General features: G+C 67.4%; 18 protein-coding genes. 10 read left to right on the plus strand and 8 right to left on the minus strand.

Annotation, left to right across the window (positions count from 1 at the left end; genetic code table 11):
* Positions 1-70: 70 nt before the first annotated feature.
* Positions 71-961: a LysR substrate-binding domain-containing protein gene (locus ACMGDH_RS02905; protein WP_436826415.1), complete on the plus strand. Its 891-nt coding sequence runs from the start codon at positions 71-73 to the stop codon at positions 959-961.
* A gap of 38 nt (positions 962-999) precedes the next feature.
* Here the strand turns inward: ACMGDH_RS02905 and ACMGDH_RS02910 are convergent, their stop codons facing one another.
* On the minus strand, positions 1,000-1,455 hold the full coding sequence (locus ACMGDH_RS02910) for a peptidylprolyl isomerase (protein ID WP_436826416.1): 456 nt from the start codon (positions 1,453-1,455) through the stop codon (positions 1,000-1,002).
* Positions 1,456-1,569: 114 nt separating this feature from the next.
* On the opposite strand from ACMGDH_RS02910, the gene mgtE reads away from it, so the two are divergent.
* Positions 1,570-2,994, plus strand: a complete 1,425-nt coding sequence (gene mgtE, locus ACMGDH_RS02915) for a magnesium transporter (RefSeq protein WP_436826417.1) — start codon at positions 1,570-1,572, stop codon at positions 2,992-2,994.
* 31 nt (positions 2,995-3,025) lie between these two features.
* Positions 3,026-3,433: a DUF1489 family protein gene (locus ACMGDH_RS02920; protein WP_436826418.1), complete on the plus strand. Its 408-nt coding sequence runs from the start codon at positions 3,026-3,028 to the stop codon at positions 3,431-3,433.
* A gap of 183 nt (positions 3,434-3,616) precedes the next feature.
* Here ACMGDH_RS02920 and msrA read toward each other — a convergent pair whose 3' ends face one another.
* The 3 genes from msrA to pabB are packed head-to-tail and all read right to left on the minus strand — an operon-like array spanning position 3,617 to position 7,294.
* A complete protein-coding gene (msrA, locus tag ACMGDH_RS02925; RefSeq protein ID WP_436826419.1) occupies positions 3,617-4,255 on the minus strand; it encodes a peptide-methionine (S)-S-oxide reductase MsrA in 639 nt (212 codons plus the stop codon).
* A gap of 22 nt (positions 4,256-4,277) precedes the next feature.
* Positions 4,278-5,477, minus strand: a complete 1,200-nt coding sequence (locus tag ACMGDH_RS02930; RefSeq protein WP_436826420.1) for a pyridoxal phosphate-dependent aminotransferase — start codon at positions 5,475-5,477, stop codon at positions 4,278-4,280.
* 35 nt (positions 5,478-5,512) lie between these two features.
* Positions 5,513-7,294, minus strand: a complete 1,782-nt coding sequence (pabB, locus tag ACMGDH_RS02935) for an aminodeoxychorismate synthase component I (RefSeq protein ID WP_436826421.1) — start codon at positions 7,292-7,294, stop codon at positions 5,513-5,515.
* 79 nt (positions 7,295-7,373) lie between these two features.
* On the opposite strand from pabB, the gene ACMGDH_RS02940 reads away from it, so the two are divergent.
* On the plus strand, positions 7,374-8,036 hold the full coding sequence (locus ACMGDH_RS02940) for an MBL fold metallo-hydrolase (RefSeq protein ID WP_436827208.1): 663 nt from the start codon (positions 7,374-7,376) through the stop codon (positions 8,034-8,036).
* A 2-nt stretch (positions 8,037-8,038) separates the two neighbouring features.
* Here the strand turns inward: ACMGDH_RS02940 and ACMGDH_RS02945 are convergent, their stop codons facing one another.
* The gene (locus ACMGDH_RS02945; protein ID WP_436826422.1) at positions 8,039-8,437 is read right to left on the minus strand and encodes an MAPEG family protein; all 399 of its coding nucleotides are present in this window, start codon (positions 8,435-8,437) and stop codon (positions 8,039-8,041) included.
* A 187-nt stretch (positions 8,438-8,624) separates the two neighbouring features.
* Here ACMGDH_RS02945 and rpmF point away from each other — a divergent pair, with 187 nt between their 5' ends.
* The 5 genes from rpmF to ACMGDH_RS02970 all read left to right on the plus strand — a co-directional run bounded on the left by rpmF (position 8,625) and on the right by ACMGDH_RS02970 (position 11,599).
* Complete coding sequence (rpmF, locus tag ACMGDH_RS02950) at positions 8,625-8,804, plus strand: 50S ribosomal protein L32 (RefSeq protein WP_436826423.1); 180 nt, start codon at positions 8,625-8,627, stop codon at positions 8,802-8,804.
* A gap of 28 nt (positions 8,805-8,832) precedes the next feature.
* Entirely contained in the window at positions 8,833-9,864 is a 1,032-nt protein-coding gene (gene plsX, locus ACMGDH_RS02955) for a phosphate acyltransferase PlsX (protein WP_436826424.1), read from the plus strand.
* Entirely contained in the window at positions 9,861-10,832 is a 972-nt protein-coding gene (locus ACMGDH_RS02960) for a beta-ketoacyl-ACP synthase III (protein WP_436826425.1), read from the plus strand. Before plsX ends, ACMGDH_RS02960 begins: the two co-directional genes overlap by 4 nt.
* 103 nt (positions 10,833-10,935) lie before the next feature.
* The gene (locus tag ACMGDH_RS02965) at positions 10,936-11,235 is read left to right on the plus strand and encodes an integration host factor subunit alpha (RefSeq protein WP_436826426.1); all 300 of its coding nucleotides are present in this window, start codon (positions 10,936-10,938) and stop codon (positions 11,233-11,235) included.
* Positions 11,236-11,245: 10 nt separating this feature from the next.
* Entirely contained in the window at positions 11,246-11,599 is a 354-nt protein-coding gene (locus tag ACMGDH_RS02970) for a MerR family transcriptional regulator (protein WP_436826427.1), read from the plus strand.
* A gap of 266 nt (positions 11,600-11,865) precedes the next feature.
* Here ACMGDH_RS02970 and ACMGDH_RS02975 read toward each other — a convergent pair whose 3' ends face one another.
* From ACMGDH_RS02975 to ACMGDH_RS02985, 3 genes are all read right to left on the minus strand, one after another.
* Positions 11,866-12,402: a SixA phosphatase family protein gene (locus ACMGDH_RS02975; protein WP_436826428.1), complete on the minus strand. Its 537-nt coding sequence runs from the start codon at positions 12,400-12,402 to the stop codon at positions 11,866-11,868.
* Positions 12,399-15,122, minus strand: a complete 2,724-nt coding sequence (locus ACMGDH_RS02980; RefSeq protein WP_436826429.1) for an ATP-dependent DNA helicase — start codon at positions 15,120-15,122, stop codon at positions 12,399-12,401. Before ACMGDH_RS02980 ends, ACMGDH_RS02975 begins: the two co-directional genes overlap by 4 nt.
* Positions 15,123-15,215: 93 nt before the next feature.
* Entirely contained in the window at positions 15,216-15,626 is a 411-nt protein-coding gene (locus ACMGDH_RS02985; RefSeq protein ID WP_436826430.1) for a hypothetical protein, read from the minus strand.
* 144 nt (positions 15,627-15,770) lie between these two features.
* On the opposite strand from ACMGDH_RS02985, the gene rhuM reads away from it, so the two are divergent.
* A complete protein-coding gene (gene rhuM, locus ACMGDH_RS02990) occupies positions 15,771-16,805 on the plus strand; it encodes a RhuM family protein (RefSeq protein ID WP_436826431.1) in 1,035 nt (344 codons plus the stop codon).
* Positions 16,806-16,836: the final 31 nt, after the last annotated feature.

Here is a 16,836-nt window from a genome sequence, read left to right on the forward strand (position 1 = left end):
GTAACCTTGGTGACTTGCGTGAACGCAAGTCCTGGTCGATATTCGTGATGCAGTGCACAAAAGAGGCTGAATGCGCAGGCTCCCGCCCCTTACCGCCATCGAGGCCTTCGTCCAGGTGGCCAGGCTTGGATCGATCAAGGCCGCCGCCGAGGAGCTGGCGCTGTCGTCGCCCGCGCTCAGCCGCCGGGTCCAGTCGCTCGAACGCTTCATCGGCAAGCCGCTGTTCGAGCGGCGGCACCAGGCGCTGCGGCTCAACGACGATGGCGAGCGGCTGCTGGGGCTGATCGCCCCCGCGCTCGATGCCATGACCGACGCAGTCGAGGCGATGACGAGCGGCACCGAGCTGCTCCGGCTGCGGCTGGGCGTTCTGCCGCTGTTCGCGACGCAGCGGCTATTGCCCAAGCTGCCCGAGCTCAAGCGCAAGCACCCCGAGCTCCATTTGGACGTGGATACCGCGAGCCACGGCGTAGCGCGGCTCGGCGACGGGCTCGACGCTGCGATCGTAATTGCGCGCGATATCGATCCGGGACTCTATGCGCGAAGGCTCGACCGCAACCGAGTCCATGTGATCGGCGCGCGCTCGCTGCTCGAAGGGCCGGATCCGATCACGCGGCCCGAGCAGCTTTCGCGGCTCACCGCGCTGGTGCACCGCGACATGCCGGAAACCTTCACTGCCTGGCGCGCCGCGGCGGGCTTTCCCGATCTCGAGCCGCTGGCGATCGACCATTTCGATTCGGGCAATCTGATGCTCGAGGCAGCGGCGCAGGGGCTGGGGGTGGCCTTCATGCTCGAATCGCACTTCGAATCGGCGCGCGACGAGCGGCTGGTGCGGCTCTTCGACCTGACGGTGGAGAGCCATTACAGCTATTGGTTCGTGTGCCGCCCGCGCGCGCTCGGCCAACGGCCGGTGAAAATCTTCCACGACTGGCTGATCGAGGCGATGGAAGCGGACAAGGTGTGAGCGAAAGCCCCTCCGCAAAGGGAGGGGCTCCAGTGCGATCAGGCCTCGGTGCGCATCTTGACGATCTTGCCGGGCTCGCGCGGCGGCTCGCCCTTGGGGAGCGCGTCGACATGCTCCATGCCGTCGGTCACTTCGCCCCAGACGGTGTACTGGCCGTCGAGAAAGGTCGCGTCGTCGAGGCAGATGAAGAACTGCGAATTGGCGCTGTTCGGATCCATCGTGCGCGCCATCGAGCAGACGCCGCGCGCGTGCGGCTCGCGGCTGAACTCTGCAGGCAGGTTGGGCTCCTTCGAGCCGCCCATGCCGGTGCCGCTCGGGTCGCCGCCCTGCGCCATGAACCCGTCGATCACACGGTGGAATACCACCCCGTCGTAAAAGCCCTCGTCCGCGAGCTTGACGATGCGCTCGACGTGCTTGGGGGCGAGATCGGGGCGCAGCTTGATGTGCACCTCGCCGGTATCGAGGGTCATGACGAGGTTGGTAGGCTCTGCCACTGTCGGAAACTCCACTGAAACAGTCAGGCCCGCACCTAGGGGCGCCGGGCAGGAGTTGCAAATCGTCTGCGACGATGGCAGCGCCGGGCCAGGGCCAGCCGAAGGAGGTCGACCATGAGTGAGACCGAACTTCATTCCGAGAACCCCGCCCCCGAAAGCGAGCTGGACGAGGACGACCGGCTGAAGCCCGAGTTCGTCAGCGCAGTGCTCGAGGCAGTCGAGGCCGGCGACACCGAGACGGCGCTCGCGCGCGTGGCGCCGCTCCACCCGGCGGACATCGCCGACCTGGTCGAGCTCACACCCGCCGAGCAGCGCCCGGCGCTGGTCGCCGCGATCTCCGATCTGATCGACGGCGATGTGCTCGCCGAGATGAACGACTGGGTGCGCGAAGTGCTGGTGGACGCGCTCGAGCCGCACCAGGTGGCCGACATCGCCGCCGAGCTCGACACCGACGACGCGGTCGCGATCATCGAGGACATGGACGTCGAGGACCAGCGCGAGGTGCTCCGCGCGCTCGACCCCGACGACCGCGCCGCGATCGAGGAAGCGCTCTCCTACCCCGAGGAATCCGCCGGCCGCCTGATGCAGCGCGAGCTGATCGCGGTGCCCGAGCATTGGACCGTCGGCGACGTGCTCGACTATCTGCGCGGCGACGATGCGCTGACTACCGATTTCTGGGAAATCTTCGTCGTCGATCCCGCGCACAAGCCGGTGGGCACCTGCAACCTGAGCTGGGTGCTGCGCACGCCGCGCGCGGTGGCGATCAGCGACGTGATGAAGCGCGAGCAGACGCTGATCCCGGTCGACATGGACCAGGAGGAAGTGGCGCTCCGCTTCCAGAAATACGCGCTGATCTCCGCCGCGGTGATCGATGCGAGCGGAAGGCTCGTCGGAATGATCACGGTGGACGACGTGGTCCACATCATCTCCGAAGAGGCGGGCGAGGACATATTGCGCCTGTCGGGTGCCGGCGAAGGCGACATCAACGAGCCGGTGATCGACAGCTACAAGGGCCGGGTGCGGTGGCTGATCACCAATCTGGTGACTGCGCTGATTCCTGCCAGCATCGTCTTCCTCTTCGAGGGCACGATCGCGCAGAAGGCGGTTCTCGCTGCGCTGATGCCGATCGTGGCCGGGGTAGGCGGAAATGCCGGCACGCAGACGCTGGCCGTCACGGTCCGCGCGCTCGCCACCAATCAGCTGACCCAGTCGAACACGATCCGGACGATCCGACGCGAAATCTCGATCGCGCTGCTCAATGGGATCACCGTGGCGGCGGCGATCGGTATCGCCGTGGCCGCACTGGGGACGGTACTCCCGGAACTCTCGAGCGACGGCGCCCTGCCCATCGTGATTGCGGCGGCGATGCTGGGCAATATCATGATCGCTGGACTAGCCGGCGTGCTCGTGCCGGTGACGCTCGAACGGTTCAACCAGGACCCGGCAGTCGCTTCATCGATCTTCGTCACCATGGTGACCGATTCGATGGGCTTCCTCGCCTTCCTGGGGCTCGCCACTGCGAGCGGGCTGGTCGGTTGATCCGAGCGCCCCGAAAACCCAGATTGCCGCCGTGCCGCTTCATCTCACCAAGGTCGCCTTTGGCTGCGACTCCGTCGATTACCTGAGCCAGCGCCTCGCGAGCCGCGGTGGCCCATGGGAGCACCCTACCCGCTACCTGCCCAAGCGGCACGGGGAGATCGTTTCCGAGGGCATCGAGGGCGGGTCGCTCTTCTGGATCATCAAGCATCAGCTGGTCGGGCGCACCCCGATCATCGGCTTCGGCGAGGCTGAGGGCGGGCGCACCGCGATCCGCCTCGAGCCGCGGCTGATTCTCGTCCATCCGCGTCCCAAACGCGCCCATCAGGGCTGGCGCTATCTGGAAGGCAGCGACGCCCCGGCGGACCTGGGCGACGGCGGCGATCTAGTCGAGATGCCACCCGCATTGATGCGCGAGCTCGCAGCGATGGGGCTGATCTAGCTTCGATCCTTCCTCGTCATGGGAAGGATAGATAGGCCCAACCGAAGCCCCGTTCGCCCTGAGCTTGTCGAAGGGCGGCCATCCTCCCGCCAACGGGCTTGGAAATGCGCCCTCGACAAGCTCAGGGCGAACGGATGTGGTTCGATCCCAGCGGAACGGGGCAGCGCAACGGACCCCTGCGGGTCAGTTCGCGAGCCGGGGGAAGGCGTTGCGGAAGGCAGCCACCTTGGGCTTGTCCCAGCGCAGGATGTAAGGGTGGGTCGGGTTTCGCCAGAAGAAGTCCTGATGATAGGACTCGGCTTGATAGAATCCCCCGGTCTCGATCTTCGTGACGATCGGCTTCGGATAGGATTTCGCTCCGGCGAGCTGCGCGAGATAGGCAGCGGCGACGCGGCGTTGGCGCTCGTCCTGCGGGAATATCGCCGACCGGTAGCTCGGCCCCTTGTCGGGCCCCTGGCGATTGAGCTGAGTGGGGTCGTGCGCGACCGAGAAGAAGATGCGCAGCAGCGTGCCGTAGCTCACGCGGGCGGGATCATAGACGATCCGGACCGCCTCGGCATGGGCGGTGTACTCGCGTGCCACCTGGGCATAGCTGGCAGTGGCGCGCGTGCCGCCGGCATAGCCGCTCGTCACCGACTGGACGCCCTTCACCGACTGGAACACCGCTTCCATGCCCCAGAAGCAGCCGCCCGCGAGCACCGCGGTCTGCGGCCCTTTTACGCCGGTTACGTCCTGCGCCGGGACAGGCACGGGAACCGCGCGCACCGCGGGACCCACGCCCGGCAGTGCGGCAACCAGAAGCAACACGATCGGCTTCGGCATTGATGAGCCCTCCCGGGCCAGGTCAGCGCAGCGCGGCGCAGGCCTCCTGGATACGCGAGCATGCCTCGCGCAGCAGCGCCTCCGAAGTGGCATAGCTGATCCGCATCGCGGGCGACAGGCCGAAGGCGGCGCCGTGCACCGCGGCGACTCGGCCCTCGTCGAGCAGATAGGAGATCATTTCCTCGTCGGTGGTGATCTCCTGCCCCTTGGGGGTGGTCTTGCCGATCAGCCCGGCGAACTCGGGATAGACGTAGAAGGCGCCTTCGGGCGTGGGGCAGGCCATGCCCTCGACTTCGTTGAGCATCGACACGACGAGGTCGCGCCGCGCCTGAAAAGCGGCGACGCGGTCCTTCAGGAAGCCCTGATCGCCGGTGAGCGCAGCGACCGAGGCGGCCTGCGAGATGCTGCAGGGGTTCGAGGTCGACTGCGACTGGAGCTTGCCGATCGCCTTGATCAGCCAGGCCGGGCCGCCGGCATAGCCGATCCGCCAGCCGGTCATGGCATAGGCCTTCGACACGCCGTTGGCCGTGAGCGTACGATCATAGAGCGACGGGCAGACCTGCGCGATCGTCGCGAATTCGAAGCCGTCGTAGAGGATATGCTCGTACATGTCGTCGGCATAGATCAGCACATGCGGGTGCCGCTCGAGCACGTCGCCCAGCGCCTTCAACTCCGCTGCGCTATAGGCGGCGCCGGTCGGGTTCGAGGGCGAGTTGAGCACCACCCACTTGGTCTTCGCGGTGATCGCCGCCTCGAGCTGCTCGGGCTTGATCTTATAGGCCTGGTCCGCACCGGCGGCGATGAAGACGGGCTTGCCGCCCGCGAATTCGACCACGTCGGGGTAGCTCACCCAATAAGGCGCCGGGACGATCACTTCGTCGCCCGCGTCGATCGTCGCGCAGAAGGCGTTGAACAGCGTATGCTTGCCGCCCGAGTTCACGCTGATCTGGTTCTCGGCATAGGTGAGGCCGTTCTCGCGCGCGAATTTTCCGACGATCGCCTGCTTGAGCTCGGGCGTGCCGTCGACATTGGTATATTTGGTCTTGCCCGCACGGATCGCTTCGATCGCGGCTTCCTTGACGAAATCGGGCGTGTCGAAGTCCGGCTCGCCGGCGCCGAGGCCGATCACATCGATCCCCTGGCGCTTCAGCTCGAACACGCGGCTGGTCATCGCGAGCGTGGCGGAGGGCTGGATGCGTTGGAGCGCGGCGGAAGTCTGCATGTGCGGGGCGCCTTCTCGGGAGAGGAACGGCGCGCCTATACGTCCGGCTTCGCGCTTTCCGCAACTGTAACGGCTGCAACCAGTCCGCGCAGCGCATTGCCGACGAAGAAGCCGTTCGCGAGGTCCCCGGGCCGGAGGTCTCCCTCGACCGCGCGACCCGCCTCTACCAGCTCGGCGCGGAGCACGCCTGGCAGCAGCCCGCGCGCGAACGGCGGAGTCACCAGCACGCCGCCCCGCTCGACGAAGATCGACGTGAAGCTGCCCTCGGTGAGGAAACCTTCGGGATCGGTGAACACCACTTCCCAGCTTTCCGCCGCCGCGCGGGCACGATCGTAGAAGCCGCGGCGGCTGGTCTTGTGGCGCAGGCGGAAATCGTCGGGCGCGACGGGGAGCGGTGCGACTGCGACACGCACCGGTGTGGGCGCGGGCTCCGGAAGCGGGGTGATGCCGATCGCGATCGCGCCGGAGCGCCCCAGCAGCAGTCGGACGCGCGCGGGGCTGCGCAGGCGGAAGGTGGCGGCTTGGAGCTCGTTGCGTGCGCTGTGACGGTCGAACGCGAAATCGAGCGCCTCCGCGCTTTCCTTGATCCGCGTCAGGTGTCGCTCGAGCAGCGCGATGCCGTCCTCGGGATCGAAACGCATCGTCTCGATCAGGTCGAACCCGGTCTCGCCCGCAGTCACGAAGGCTCCCTTGGCAAGGCACTCATCCCATTCCTCCGGCCCCTGCGAATCGGCGACCACGCCCGAGCCGAGCCCGAGCAGCGCCTGCCCCGGCTCATCCAACGCCAGCGTCCGTATCGCAACGTTGAACATCGCGTCGCCATTGGCGTCGAGGCGTCCGATCGCGCCCGTATAGATGCCGCGCGGGCTCGCCTCGACCTCCGAGATAACCTGCATCGCGCGGATCTTGGGGGCGCCGGTCACCGATCCGCAGGGGAAGAGTGCGGCAAGTGCGTCGATCGCGTCATGGTCCGGCGCGAGTTCGGCCGTGACGGTGGAAACCATCTGGTGGACGGTGGGATAGCGCTCAACTTCGAACAGGCTGGGAACCGCGACGCTGCCGGGGCGTGCGACTCGGGCGAGATCGTTGCGCATCAGATCGACGATCATCAGATTTTCGGCGCGCTGCTTCTCGTCGGCAGCGAGCGCGGCGGCGAGCGCTGCGTCCTCATCGGGCGATGCGCCGCGGAGCGCTGTACCCTTCATCGGCCGTGTCGTCAGTTTCCCGGCTTCCAGCGCGAAGAACAGCTCGGGCGAGAAGCTCAGCAGCCAGCGCGCGCCGGTCGCGACCAGCGCGCCATAGCCGGCGCGGGCGCGGGCCCGCAGCAGCGCATAGAGCGCCGGCGCGCTGCCGGCGTGGCGCACCGCAGCCCGGAAGGTGAGGTTCGCCTGATAGATGTCGCCCGCGGCGATATAGTCGGCGACGCGCGCGAAGGCCGTTTCGTAGTTGGTGCGTGCGACTTGTGGATGGGGGCGCCCTGCCCAGGCTCCGGCAGGATCGGGAAGCAGCGTGGGAACTGCTTCCGGGGTAACCTCTCGAAAGCCGTCGAACAGCCCGAACCAGAGCAGGGGAGTATCGGAGGGACGGGGTGGCTCGCGCCAAGCTTCAGCCACCAGGCCCGCGCTGGCTTCATAGGTTAGGTAGCCGGCGGCGTGCAGCTCTCGGCTGCGACCAACGCGAAGCCGTTCTAGCGCCGCGGGCACTTCGCCGGTGGTCCCAGCGCTGACGATCTCAACCGGCCGCGAGTAGAGGCGCGCCGGGGCGCCATCGGCGCGCGCATCGTCGAGGAGCACGAAAGGCGGTTCAGGAAGCGGCATGCCGCGCCCGAATGGAGCCCTGCCGCGCGCGGGGCAAGCCCATGTTGCCGCGTCCCGGCGCGCCGCCTATCTGGCTGGCATGTCGAACACTCCCTTGCGCGCGGCGATCGTGCCGGTGACTCCGCTCCAGCAGAATTGTACTTTACTGTGGTGCACCGAGACGATGCGCGGCGCCTTCGTCGATCCCGGCGGCGACCTCGACCGGCTCCGTGCCGCGGCGACCGAACATGGGGTGACGATCGAGAAGATTCTGATCACCCACGGCCACATCGATCATTGCGGCGCGGCGGGCGAGTTCGCGAAGGAGCTCGGCGTGCCGATCGAGGGGCCGCACGAAGCGGACCGCTTCTGGATCGCACGGCTGGAGGACGACGGGCGGCGCTATGGCGTGCGCGGCACCCCGTTCGAGCCGGATCGGTGGCTGGTGGAAGGCGACCAGGTCACGGTCGGCACGCTCGTGCTCGACGTCTATCATTGCCCCGGCCACACGCCGGGCCATGTCGTATTCCACCATCCCGCATCGAAGCTCGCGATCGTGGGGGACGTGCTGTTCCAGGGCTCGATCGGCCGCACCGACTTCCCGTTGGGCAATCACCAGGATCTGATCGACGCGATCACCGGCAAGCTGTGGCCGCTGGGCGGCGACACGGTGTTCGTCCCCGGCCACGGTCCGGCGAGCAACTTCGCGCACGAGCGGCGGACCAACCCCTTCGTGGGGGATGCGGCGCTCGCGCGCGACTGATCTCACCGCAGTGGGTTGGCGTATTGCTGGGCGAGGTAGATGGCATAAGCGGCGAGGCCGATCAGCGTGAGCATGGTGGTGAGCGCACCAATCATCCGCCCCGGCATCCAGCCGTCCATCCCGATCGGGTGGAGCAGCCGGCCGAGGAGGAACACCGCGGCGACGATCCACAGCCACAGGCTCGTCCCCGCGCCGAATTCGATCAGCGCGATCAGGATCAGCACGATCGGCGTATATTCAGCGAAGTTGAGCTGGGCGCGCATCCGCGCTGCGAGACGCGCATTGCCGCCGTCGCCGACCCAGATCTTCTCGGCGCGGCGGACCTGGCTGACGCGCAGAGCGAGCCAGAAGTTGACGAGCGCGGCGGCGCCGGCAGTGGTGAGTGCAACAGGAAGCAACATTGGCAATCCCCCTTCTGCCCTCCTTCCTACACGGCCTTGCACTATGAGCAAGAATCGCTATAGGCGCGCATTCGCTTCGTGACCTGTCCGCTGGTCCGGCGAGCGGCCGGCCCAGCCGTCGCTTGCCCGGCAAGCCATGCGGGCGTATCGCGACCTGATTCTAGGTTTGTTCGGATAAAGGTGCCTGATGGCCGTTCCCAAGAGAAAGACCTCGCCGTCGCGGCGTGGCATGCGCCGGGCGCACGATGCGCTCACGGTCGAAGCATTCCAGGAATGCTCGAACTGCGGCGAACTGAAGCGCCCGCATCATCTGTGCGCGGCGTGCGGCCACTATAATGGCCGCGAAGTCACCTCCGTCGAGGCCTGATACGCCACGCGAACAGGGGCCGGCCGGCATGACGATCCCGATGCGAATAGCCGTCGACGCCATGGGCGGCGACGAAGGGATCGCAGTCATGCTGGCGGGCGTCGCACGGGCGCGCCGCCGGTTCGACGGGATGGAATTCATCCTGGTCGGCGACGAGGCGCAGATCCGCGAGGGGCTGAAGACCCACCCGAATCTCACCGCCGCGTCGGAGATCGTCCACGCGCCTGAGGTCGTTGCGTCCGACGAAAAGCCGAGCACTGCGATTCGCCGCGCCAAGACCACGTCGATGGGGATCGCCATCGACCTGGTGAAAAAGGGTAAGGCGGGGGCTGCGGTTTCGTCCGGCAACACCGGCGCGCTGATGGCTATGTCCAAGCTCGCGCTTCGCACGATGCAGGGCATCGACCGCCCCGCGCTCGCCGCATTGATGCCGACGCTGGGCGAGAACGACACGGTGATGCTCGACCTGGGCGCCAACACCGAAGTCGATTCGCGCAACCTCGTCCAGTTCGCCGTGATGGGCGCTGCCTATGCCCGGATCGCGCTCGACCTCGAGCGCCCGCGAGTCGCGCTGCTCAACATCGGCACCGAGGAAATGAAGGGCACCGAGAGCATCCGCGAGGCCGCTGCGGAGCTTCGCGCTGCCGCGCACCTGCGGCTCGACTTCCAGGGGTTCATCGAAGGCAACAAACTGTCTCGCGGCGAAGTCGATGTGATCGTCTGCGACGGTTTTTCGGGCAATATCGCGCTGAAGACGATCGAGGGCACCGCGCGCTTTGTCGCCGACCTGCTCAAGCGCGCCTTCTCGAGCTCGACTCGCTCCAAGATCGGCTTCCTGATCTCGCGCCCCGCGACCGAGCTATTGCGCCACCACCTCGATCCCAACAACCATAACGGCGCCGTCTTCCTCGGGCTCAACGGCATCGTCGTGAAGAGCCACGGCAGCGCCAACGAAGTCGGCGTCGACACCGCCATCGGCTTCGCCGCCAAAATGCTGCGTGACGACCTCAACCGGCGCATCGCCGAGGATCTGGGGAATATCGAGGCGAAGGCTGCGTGACATTGCGTTCGGTGATCCTGGGGACCGGCTCCTTCCTGCCGGAGCGTCGCGTTTCCAATGCCGAGCTGGCAGAGCGAGTGGACACGAGCGACGAGTGGATCGTCGAGCGCACCGGAATCCGCTTCCGCCACATCGCCGCCGACGACGAGACGACGAGCACGCTCGCGACCGGCGCCGCCAAGGCCGCGCTCGCGGCTGCGGGCGTCTCCGCGGCGAGCATCGACCTGATCGTTCTCGCCACGGCCACCCCCGACCAGACCTTCCCGGCCACTGCCACCCGCGTTCAGACCGCGCTCGGTATCAACGACTGCGTCGCGTTCGATGTCGCCGCAGTCTGCTCGGGCTTTCTCTACGCACTCCAGGTCGCCGATTCGATGATCCGCGCCGGTGCGCACAAGCGTGCGCTGGTGATCGGTGCCGAGACCTTCAGCCGCATCCTCGACTGGGAGGACCGCGCGACGTGCGTGCTGTTCGGCGACGGCGCTGGTGCGATCGTGCTCGAGGCACAGGAAAGCGACGAGAAAAGCGGCCGCGGTATCCTCGCGACTCGGCTCCACGCCGACGGCCGGCACAACGATCTTCTCTACGTCGACGGCGGTCCTTCGAGCACCGGCACCGTCGGCAAGCTCCGGATGAAGGGGCGCGAGGTCTTCCGCCACGCAGTCGTGAACCTCGCCACGGTGATGGAGGAATCGCTCGCCGCCGCGGGGCTGCAGACCAGCGATGTCGACTGGGTGGTGCCGCACCAGGCCAATGCCCGCATCCTTGACGCGACCGCGCGCAAGCTAGGCCTCGCGCCCGAGCGCGTGGTGGTGACGGTGGACGAGCATGCCAACACCTCCGCCGCGTCGGTGCCGCTCGCGCTCGACACCGCGGTGCGCGACGGGCGCATCAAACGAGGGCAGCTGCTGGTGCTGGAGGCGATGGGTGGAGGCTTCACCTGGGGTGCCGCGGTCGTCCGTTTCTGAGGTATTTCCCTGACGTTGTCTCTCCGTAATGTTCCCGTTTGCGGGGCGAATACAATCTGATAAGTAGAAGTCGACACCGTCCAACTCCGGGGGAATTGCCGACATGGTGGCTGCGGGCACGCTGACCAGGGCCGATCTGGCCGAATCGCTGCACAGCGAGGTGGGCCTCAGCCGTGCTGACGCTGCCCGGCTGGTCGAGCAGATCCTTCATCACATGTGCGAATCGCTGGCAAACGGCGAGAATGTGAAGATCTCCGGCTTCGGCAGCTTCATCCTTCGCGATAAGGGCGAGCGCATCGGCCGCAATCCCAAGACTGGGGTCGAGGTGCCGATCGCCCCGCGCCGCGTGCTAACCTTCCGGGCCAGCCAGATGATGCGGGACCGCATCGTGGCGGGCGGCTGAGGGAAATCCTATGGCCGCAGAGAAAGCGGCCGGCGCCCTCCGCACCATCGGTGAGCTTGCCCAGGAGATCGGGCGGCCTCAACACATCCTGCGCTATTGGGAAACGCGTTTCCCGCAGCTCCGGCCGCTGACCCGCGCCGGCAACCGGCGCTACTACCGGCCCGAAGACGTTGCGCTGGTGCGGCGGATCCACCACCTCCTGGTCGACGAGGGCTATACGATCCGCGGCGTGCAGCGGCTGCTCGCCGGCGAGAAGAAGGTCAGGCCTTCGCCCGCGCCAGCGTCCCCCCGCGTCAGCCCCGCCGAATCGCTGCAGGCGGTGCGCGACTCGCTGGCGAAGGCGCTGAAGGACGACGCCGGCTAGGGTCTAGATCCATAAGCGGCAATGATCGTGACGGAGCGGATTTTGGCGCATGGGTAGGAGCGAGGAGGGAGCGATGCCGAAGCATCGTGACCGACAAGCGACGCCCTCCATGGGCCAAAATCCGCCCGCCGCTTCGCGGTTGCCCTGTCGCGCCCGCCGGCTGCGTTGCGGCACTTGCGCGTAGCGCCGCTACGCGCTGCGCACCGCTCCCTGCCGGACGAACGCGACAGGGCAATCACGACCGTTGCCGCTTATGGATCTAGACCCTAGGGCGTATCGGGCCCGAGGCTGGGGTCCAGGTCGCGGGGGCGCACGAAACGGACCAGCTCGGCGGCGCCCGCCGCGGCATCGGCCCAGCTGCTCCCGGCGAGACGGATTTCGGCCAGGCTCGCGGTGGGGAACTTGACCTCCACCTCTTCGCGTAGCGGACCGTTGTCGGGAACCAGCAGCAGGACCAGCTCCTCGAGCCCGGGATTGTGCCCGACCAGCAGGACGCGATCGGCCGCCTCCGGAAGCTCGTGCACCACATCGAGCAGTGTCGGGACCGAGGCGAGATAGATGCGCTTGTCCCAGGCGGGCGCGAGATCGCTGCCATAGCCTTCGCCGACATGCGCGAGCGTCTCGATCACGCGCGCCGCAGGCGAGGCGACGACAAGATCGAACACTAACCCCAGCGACTTCATGTGGCGGCCCATCATCGCTGCCGCGCGCTGCCCCTTGCCGTTGAGCGGCCGATCGAAATCGCGCGCGACCGGATCGTCCCAGCCGGACTTGGCATGGCGCAGCAGCGTGAGCGTTTTCATGCGACCCCGGGAATTGGACCTCTGGCCGGCGCCTCATGCCGCAAGCGCGGCTCCGAGGAAAGCCGCACGCGCTCCACTGCCTCGTCCAGGGACACCCGCGCGACCGGGGTGCCCGCGGGAAAGGCGCCGAGCAGCCGCGACGGCATCGCGGCCGACAGCAGCACAAAGGTACCGCGGTCGTCGGCACGGCGAATCAGCCGGCCAAACGCCTGGGCGAGGCGAGCACGGACGATCCGATCGTCATAGGCGCTGCCCCCGCCTGCAAGCCGCCGCGCAGCATGGAGCACCGTCGGCTTGGGCCAGGGAACCCCCTCCATCAGCACCAGCCGCAACGATTCGCCCGGAACGTCGACGCCGTCGCGAAGCGCATCGGTGCCGAGCAGTGAGGCGCGCGGATCGTCTCGGAAGATGTCCACGAGCGTACCAGTGTCGATCGGATCGACGTGCTGCGCGAGCAGCGGCAGGCCTTCGCGCGCGAGCCGATCGGCAACCCGGGCGTGGACCGCGCGCAGCCGCCGGATCGCGGTGAACAGCCCGAGCGTGCCGCCCCCGGCGGCGACGATCAGCCGGGCATACGCATTGGCGAGCGCGGGCAGGTCGCCGCGCTTGACGTCGGTGACGATCAGCACTTCGGCCTGGCCGGCATAGTCGAAGGGGCTCGGCGCTTCGAACCGCGCCGCGGGGCGCATCAGATGCGCCGCGCCCGAACGCGCCTCCGCTACCTCCCAGTCGCCCCCTGCGCGCAGCGTCGCGGAAGTAACGAGCACGCCGTGCGCGGGCTCGAGCACCGTGCGGGCGAAGGGCTTCGTTGGATCCAGCCAGTGGCGGTGGAGCCCCACGTCATATTCGCGGCCCTCGACGCGATCGACAGCGAGCCAATCGACGAACTCGGGATCGGCCGGGCCGCCGATCCGCGCGATCAGCGCGAGCCAGGCGCCGACCGTATCGGTGCGCCAGCCAAGCGAGGCGATCGCCCCTTCGATCCGGGCGCGGGCGGGACCATCCATCCAGTCGGGCGAATCGGCGAGCACCGCCTCGAGCCGCCGGCCGATCCGGACCAGCGGGCGGAGCAGCGAATCGAGCGCGGCACCCGCCGGGCCGGCCGCCTCGACCAGCGCGGCATCGGGTTCGGCGAGCTCGGTCTCGAGGCCGTAGCCGGCATCGCCCGAGCCATTGGCGTCGCGCGCATAGACGAGCCCGCGCACCGCGGCGAGCAGCGCCTCGACCGGGCCGAAGGGGTCGCCCTCGGCGAGCCGCTGGAGCCACTGGTCGCTGGGGAGCGCGCGCGCGGCATCGACGGCCTCGGCGATCGCGCGGCCGCCCTCTTCGTCATAGCTCGCGACGTCCGAGAGGCGAGCGGCGAGCCCGCGTCGGCGTCCCTTCGACCCCGACTCAGGGCCGATCACCCAGCGGCGCAGCTCGATCGCCTCCTGCCCGGTGAGCGCCGCGGCGAACATCGTGTCGGCGGCGTCGAAAAGGTGGTGGCCTTCGTCGAAGACGTAGCGCGTCGGGCGCGTCGCCGATTCGCGGCCGCGCGCGGCGTTGACCATCACCAGCGCGTGATTGGCGATGACGATGTCCGCATCGGCGCTGGCGCGCGCGGCGCGCTCGATGAAGCATTTCCGATAGTGCGGGCAGCCGGCGTAGATGCATTCGCCGCGCCGATCGGTGAGCGCAGTCGAGCCGTTGCGGCGGAAAAGCGTGGGGAGCCAGCCGGGCAGATCGCCGCCGACCATGTCGCCGTCAGCGCTATAGGCCGCCCAGCGCGCGACGAGCTGGGCGAGAATCGCCGCGCGGCCCGCGAAACCGCCCTGAAGCGCATCCTCCAGATTGAGCAGGCAGACGTAATTCTCGCGCCCCTTGCGCGTGACGATGCGGGGCTTGCGGACCGCGGGATCGGGGAAAAGCCGTTCGCCCTCATAGGATAGCTGGCGTTGGAGCGCCTTGGTGAAGGTCGATACCCACACCGGCCCCTCCGCCTGCTCGGCCCAGAGCGAAGCGGGAGCGAGATAGCCGAGCGTCTTGCCGATCCCGGTTCCCGCCTCGGCGAGGACCATGTTGGGCGCATCGCGGATCGCGCGCGGGGAAAAGGCCGCGGCAGCCGCGGCGGCATAGTCACGCTGCCCCTGGCGGCGCTCGGCGCCGCTGCCGGTGAGGCGGGCGAGCCGATCGGCGATGTCGGGTTCGGCGAGCGTCACCGTGCGCGGGGCGGGCCGCGCGGCACGCTCCTCCCATTCGGGGAGCTTCGAGAAGAGCCAGCGCTCGGCCTGGGCAGGCTTGGCGACGCGCTGGCTGAGCGCCACTGCCCAGGGCCAGCGCAGCCGGAAGAGCGACTGGAGCGAATTCCACGCACCCTCGCGTTCGGGCCAGTCGCCATCGGGCACGGCGAGCAGCACCTCGGCGGCACGGCGCAGGAGCGCGGCCACCCCGGCATCGTCCGCGGGCGCATCGAGCCCGGTGACGCGCGCGAGGCCCTTTGGCGTAGGAACCATGAATCGCGCCGGGTGGAGGAAGGCGAAAAGCTCGAGCAAATCGAGCCCCGAAAGCTCGGGATGGCCCAGCCGCTGGCCGACGAGCGGCGCGTTGAGCAGGATCACCGGCGTGTCCGCGGCGATGCGGATCGCCTCTCCCCGGCCGATCGCGCGCGTCTCGCCCTCGGTGGCGATCCAGACGCCGCCGTGGCTCGCGTGCAGCGCAGGATAGGGGAGGTGCAGGCTCATCGACACGCCACGTCGTACACTTTCCGTTCCGGTTGACCAGTCATTGGAGGAGTCAAGCTGACTGCAAAGTGAAGGGAGTCGCGCGTCATCTTTTCACTTTGCCCGACGGCGCGGAGGCGGCTCGGCAAAGGCGACGCGGACCGCGGCGAGCGCGACCTTGGGATCGACGCGGTGGATCAGCCCGACATAGCGGCCGCGATAGAAGCGCGGGTGCGTCTCCCCGTTCAGGACATGCTCGATGACATAAGCGAGCGCCCGATCGCGCGCGACCTGCTCGACCTGATCCCAGGCGGCGGCGAAGCTCTCCGCACCCTTGCGGCGGCGCAGATTGTACGCGGACGTCACCCCCATCCCCGCAGCGCGCGCCGCTCTGGCGACGACGCCGGTCTCCAGCAGCGCGGCGAGGAAGATGCGCTGGCGCGCCGGGGTCCAGCCGTCGCGGCGGCTGCGCACCAGCGGGACGGGCATGAAATGCGGAATGACGATGGCAGGCGACTCGTGCATCGACGAGTCTATCCCAGACGAAATCCTACATTGGAAGGGGGCCCTTCGGGGAGGAGTTCTGAATATTGGCCTTCCGAGTGACGATTGCGAAAGTCTCACGATCTGCTAGCATGTTCCCGTTACGTTCAAGGGGCGGTGCTGGAAATGAGCGAACTGGAGCCTGTCCGGCTGCATGAAGACGAAAGCACCGGCGATCGATTCCTGATCTACGCCAGCAGCACCGGCCTTCATGTCGAAGTGCGTTATCAGGGCGAGCAGCTGTGGATGACGCAGGCACAAATCGCGGAGTTGTTCGGGCGGGACGTATCGACGATCTCTCGACACATCAGCGCGATCCTCGACGACGGAGAACTGGACGAGAGCAATTTGCATAAAACGCAAATTGCTTCGTCCGCCAAACCGGTCACGCTCTACAGTCTCGATATGGTGATCTCGGTCGGATACCGCGTCTCCTCGAAGCAGGCGACGCTGTTCCGCAGGTGGGCAACGGAGAAGCTCGTACAATTCGCCACCAAGGGCTTCGTGATCGACGCCGCTCGCCTCAAGAGCCCCGAGAATCGCGATAGGATCGCCGAACTCCGCGACATCATCCGGGACATTCGATCGGACGAGGCCAACGTCTATCGCGAACTGCGCGCTATTTGCGCGATGTGCCAGGATTATGACGGGCACAGCGAGGCTTGGCAGGGTTTCTACAAGCAGACCCAGGCCAAGCTCATTTACGCCGTCTGCTCGAACACTCCTGCAGAAGTGCTTTCCGAGAGAGCGGACGCCACTCAGCCGAATATGGGCCTGCAAACCTGGCAGCATGGCAATATCCGGAAAGCGGACGTCGCGGTATCGAAGAACTATCTCGGTCCCGCCGAGGTTCGTGAGCTCAATCGTCTGACGACCATATTGCTCGACATATTCGAGGATCAGCTCGACTTGGGACGCCTCACCACCATGGGCCAGGCATCGACACTCTTAGACCAGCAACTCAGCCAACTTGGACGCGTCGTCCTGCGGAGCGGCGGCCGCGTCGCCATGACTGCCGCAAAGGCGCATGCGGAACGCGAGTATGAGAAATACAGGGCCGAGCAGAAGCTGCTGCGTCATGCGGAGGCTGACGAGGCAATAAGGGCAGTCAAAACGGCGTTGAAGCAATTGCCCAAAGGCAAACGATCTTCGGATCGGTAGAAGCGATCGGTACACTGGCCCCCCGCGCCGC

This window comes from Sphingomonas radicis, from assembly GCF_051400635.1.
Lineage (GTDB): Bacteria > Pseudomonadota > Alphaproteobacteria > Sphingomonadales > Sphingomonadaceae > Sphingomonas.

Bases quoted from the DNA above. Each gene is read 5' to 3' on its own strand.
- ACMGDH_RS02985 (WP_436826430.1), bottom strand. From the start codon at position 15,626: ATGCACGAGTCGCCTGCCATCGTCATTCCGCATTTCATGCCCGTCCCG.
- ACMGDH_RS02905 (WP_436826415.1), top strand. From the start codon at position 71: ATGCGCAGGCTCCCGCCCCTTACCGCCATCGAGGCCTTCGTCCAGGTG.
- ACMGDH_RS02930 (WP_436826420.1), bottom strand. From the start codon at position 5,477: ATGCAGACTTCCGCCGCGCTCCAACGCATCCAGCCCTCCGCCACGCTC.
- mgtE (WP_436826417.1), top strand. From the start codon at position 1,570: ATGAGTGAGACCGAACTTCATTCCGAGAACCCCGCCCCCGAAAGCGAG.
- ACMGDH_RS02980 (WP_436826429.1), bottom strand. From the start codon at position 15,122: ATGAGCCTGCACCTCCCCTATCCTGCGCTGCACGCGAGCCACGGCGGC.
- ACMGDH_RS02940 (WP_436827208.1), top strand. From the start codon at position 7,374: ATGTCGAACACTCCCTTGCGCGCGGCGATCGTGCCGGTGACTCCGCTC.
- ACMGDH_RS02975 (WP_436826428.1), bottom strand. From the start codon at position 12,402: ATGAAAACGCTCACGCTGCTGCGCCATGCCAAGTCCGGCTGGGACGAT.
- plsX (WP_436826424.1), top strand. From the start codon at position 8,833: ATGACGATCCCGATGCGAATAGCCGTCGACGCCATGGGCGGCGACGAA.
- rpmF (WP_436826423.1), top strand. From the start codon at position 8,625: ATGGCCGTTCCCAAGAGAAAGACCTCGCCGTCGCGGCGTGGCATGCGC.
- rhuM (WP_436826431.1), top strand. From the start codon at position 15,771: ATGAGCGAACTGGAGCCTGTCCGGCTGCATGAAGACGAAAGCACCGGC.
- ACMGDH_RS02970 (WP_436826427.1), top strand. From the start codon at position 11,246: ATGGCCGCAGAGAAAGCGGCCGGCGCCCTCCGCACCATCGGTGAGCTT.
- ACMGDH_RS02945 (WP_436826422.1), bottom strand. From the start codon at position 8,437: ATGTTGCTTCCTGTTGCACTCACCACTGCCGGCGCCGCCGCGCTCGTC.
- msrA (WP_436826419.1), bottom strand. From the start codon at position 4,255: ATGCCGAAGCCGATCGTGTTGCTTCTGGTTGCCGCACTGCCGGGCGTG.
- ACMGDH_RS02965 (WP_436826426.1), top strand. From the start codon at position 10,936: ATGGTGGCTGCGGGCACGCTGACCAGGGCCGATCTGGCCGAATCGCTG.
- pabB (WP_436826421.1), bottom strand. From the start codon at position 7,294: ATGCCGCTTCCTGAACCGCCTTTCGTGCTCCTCGACGATGCGCGCGCC.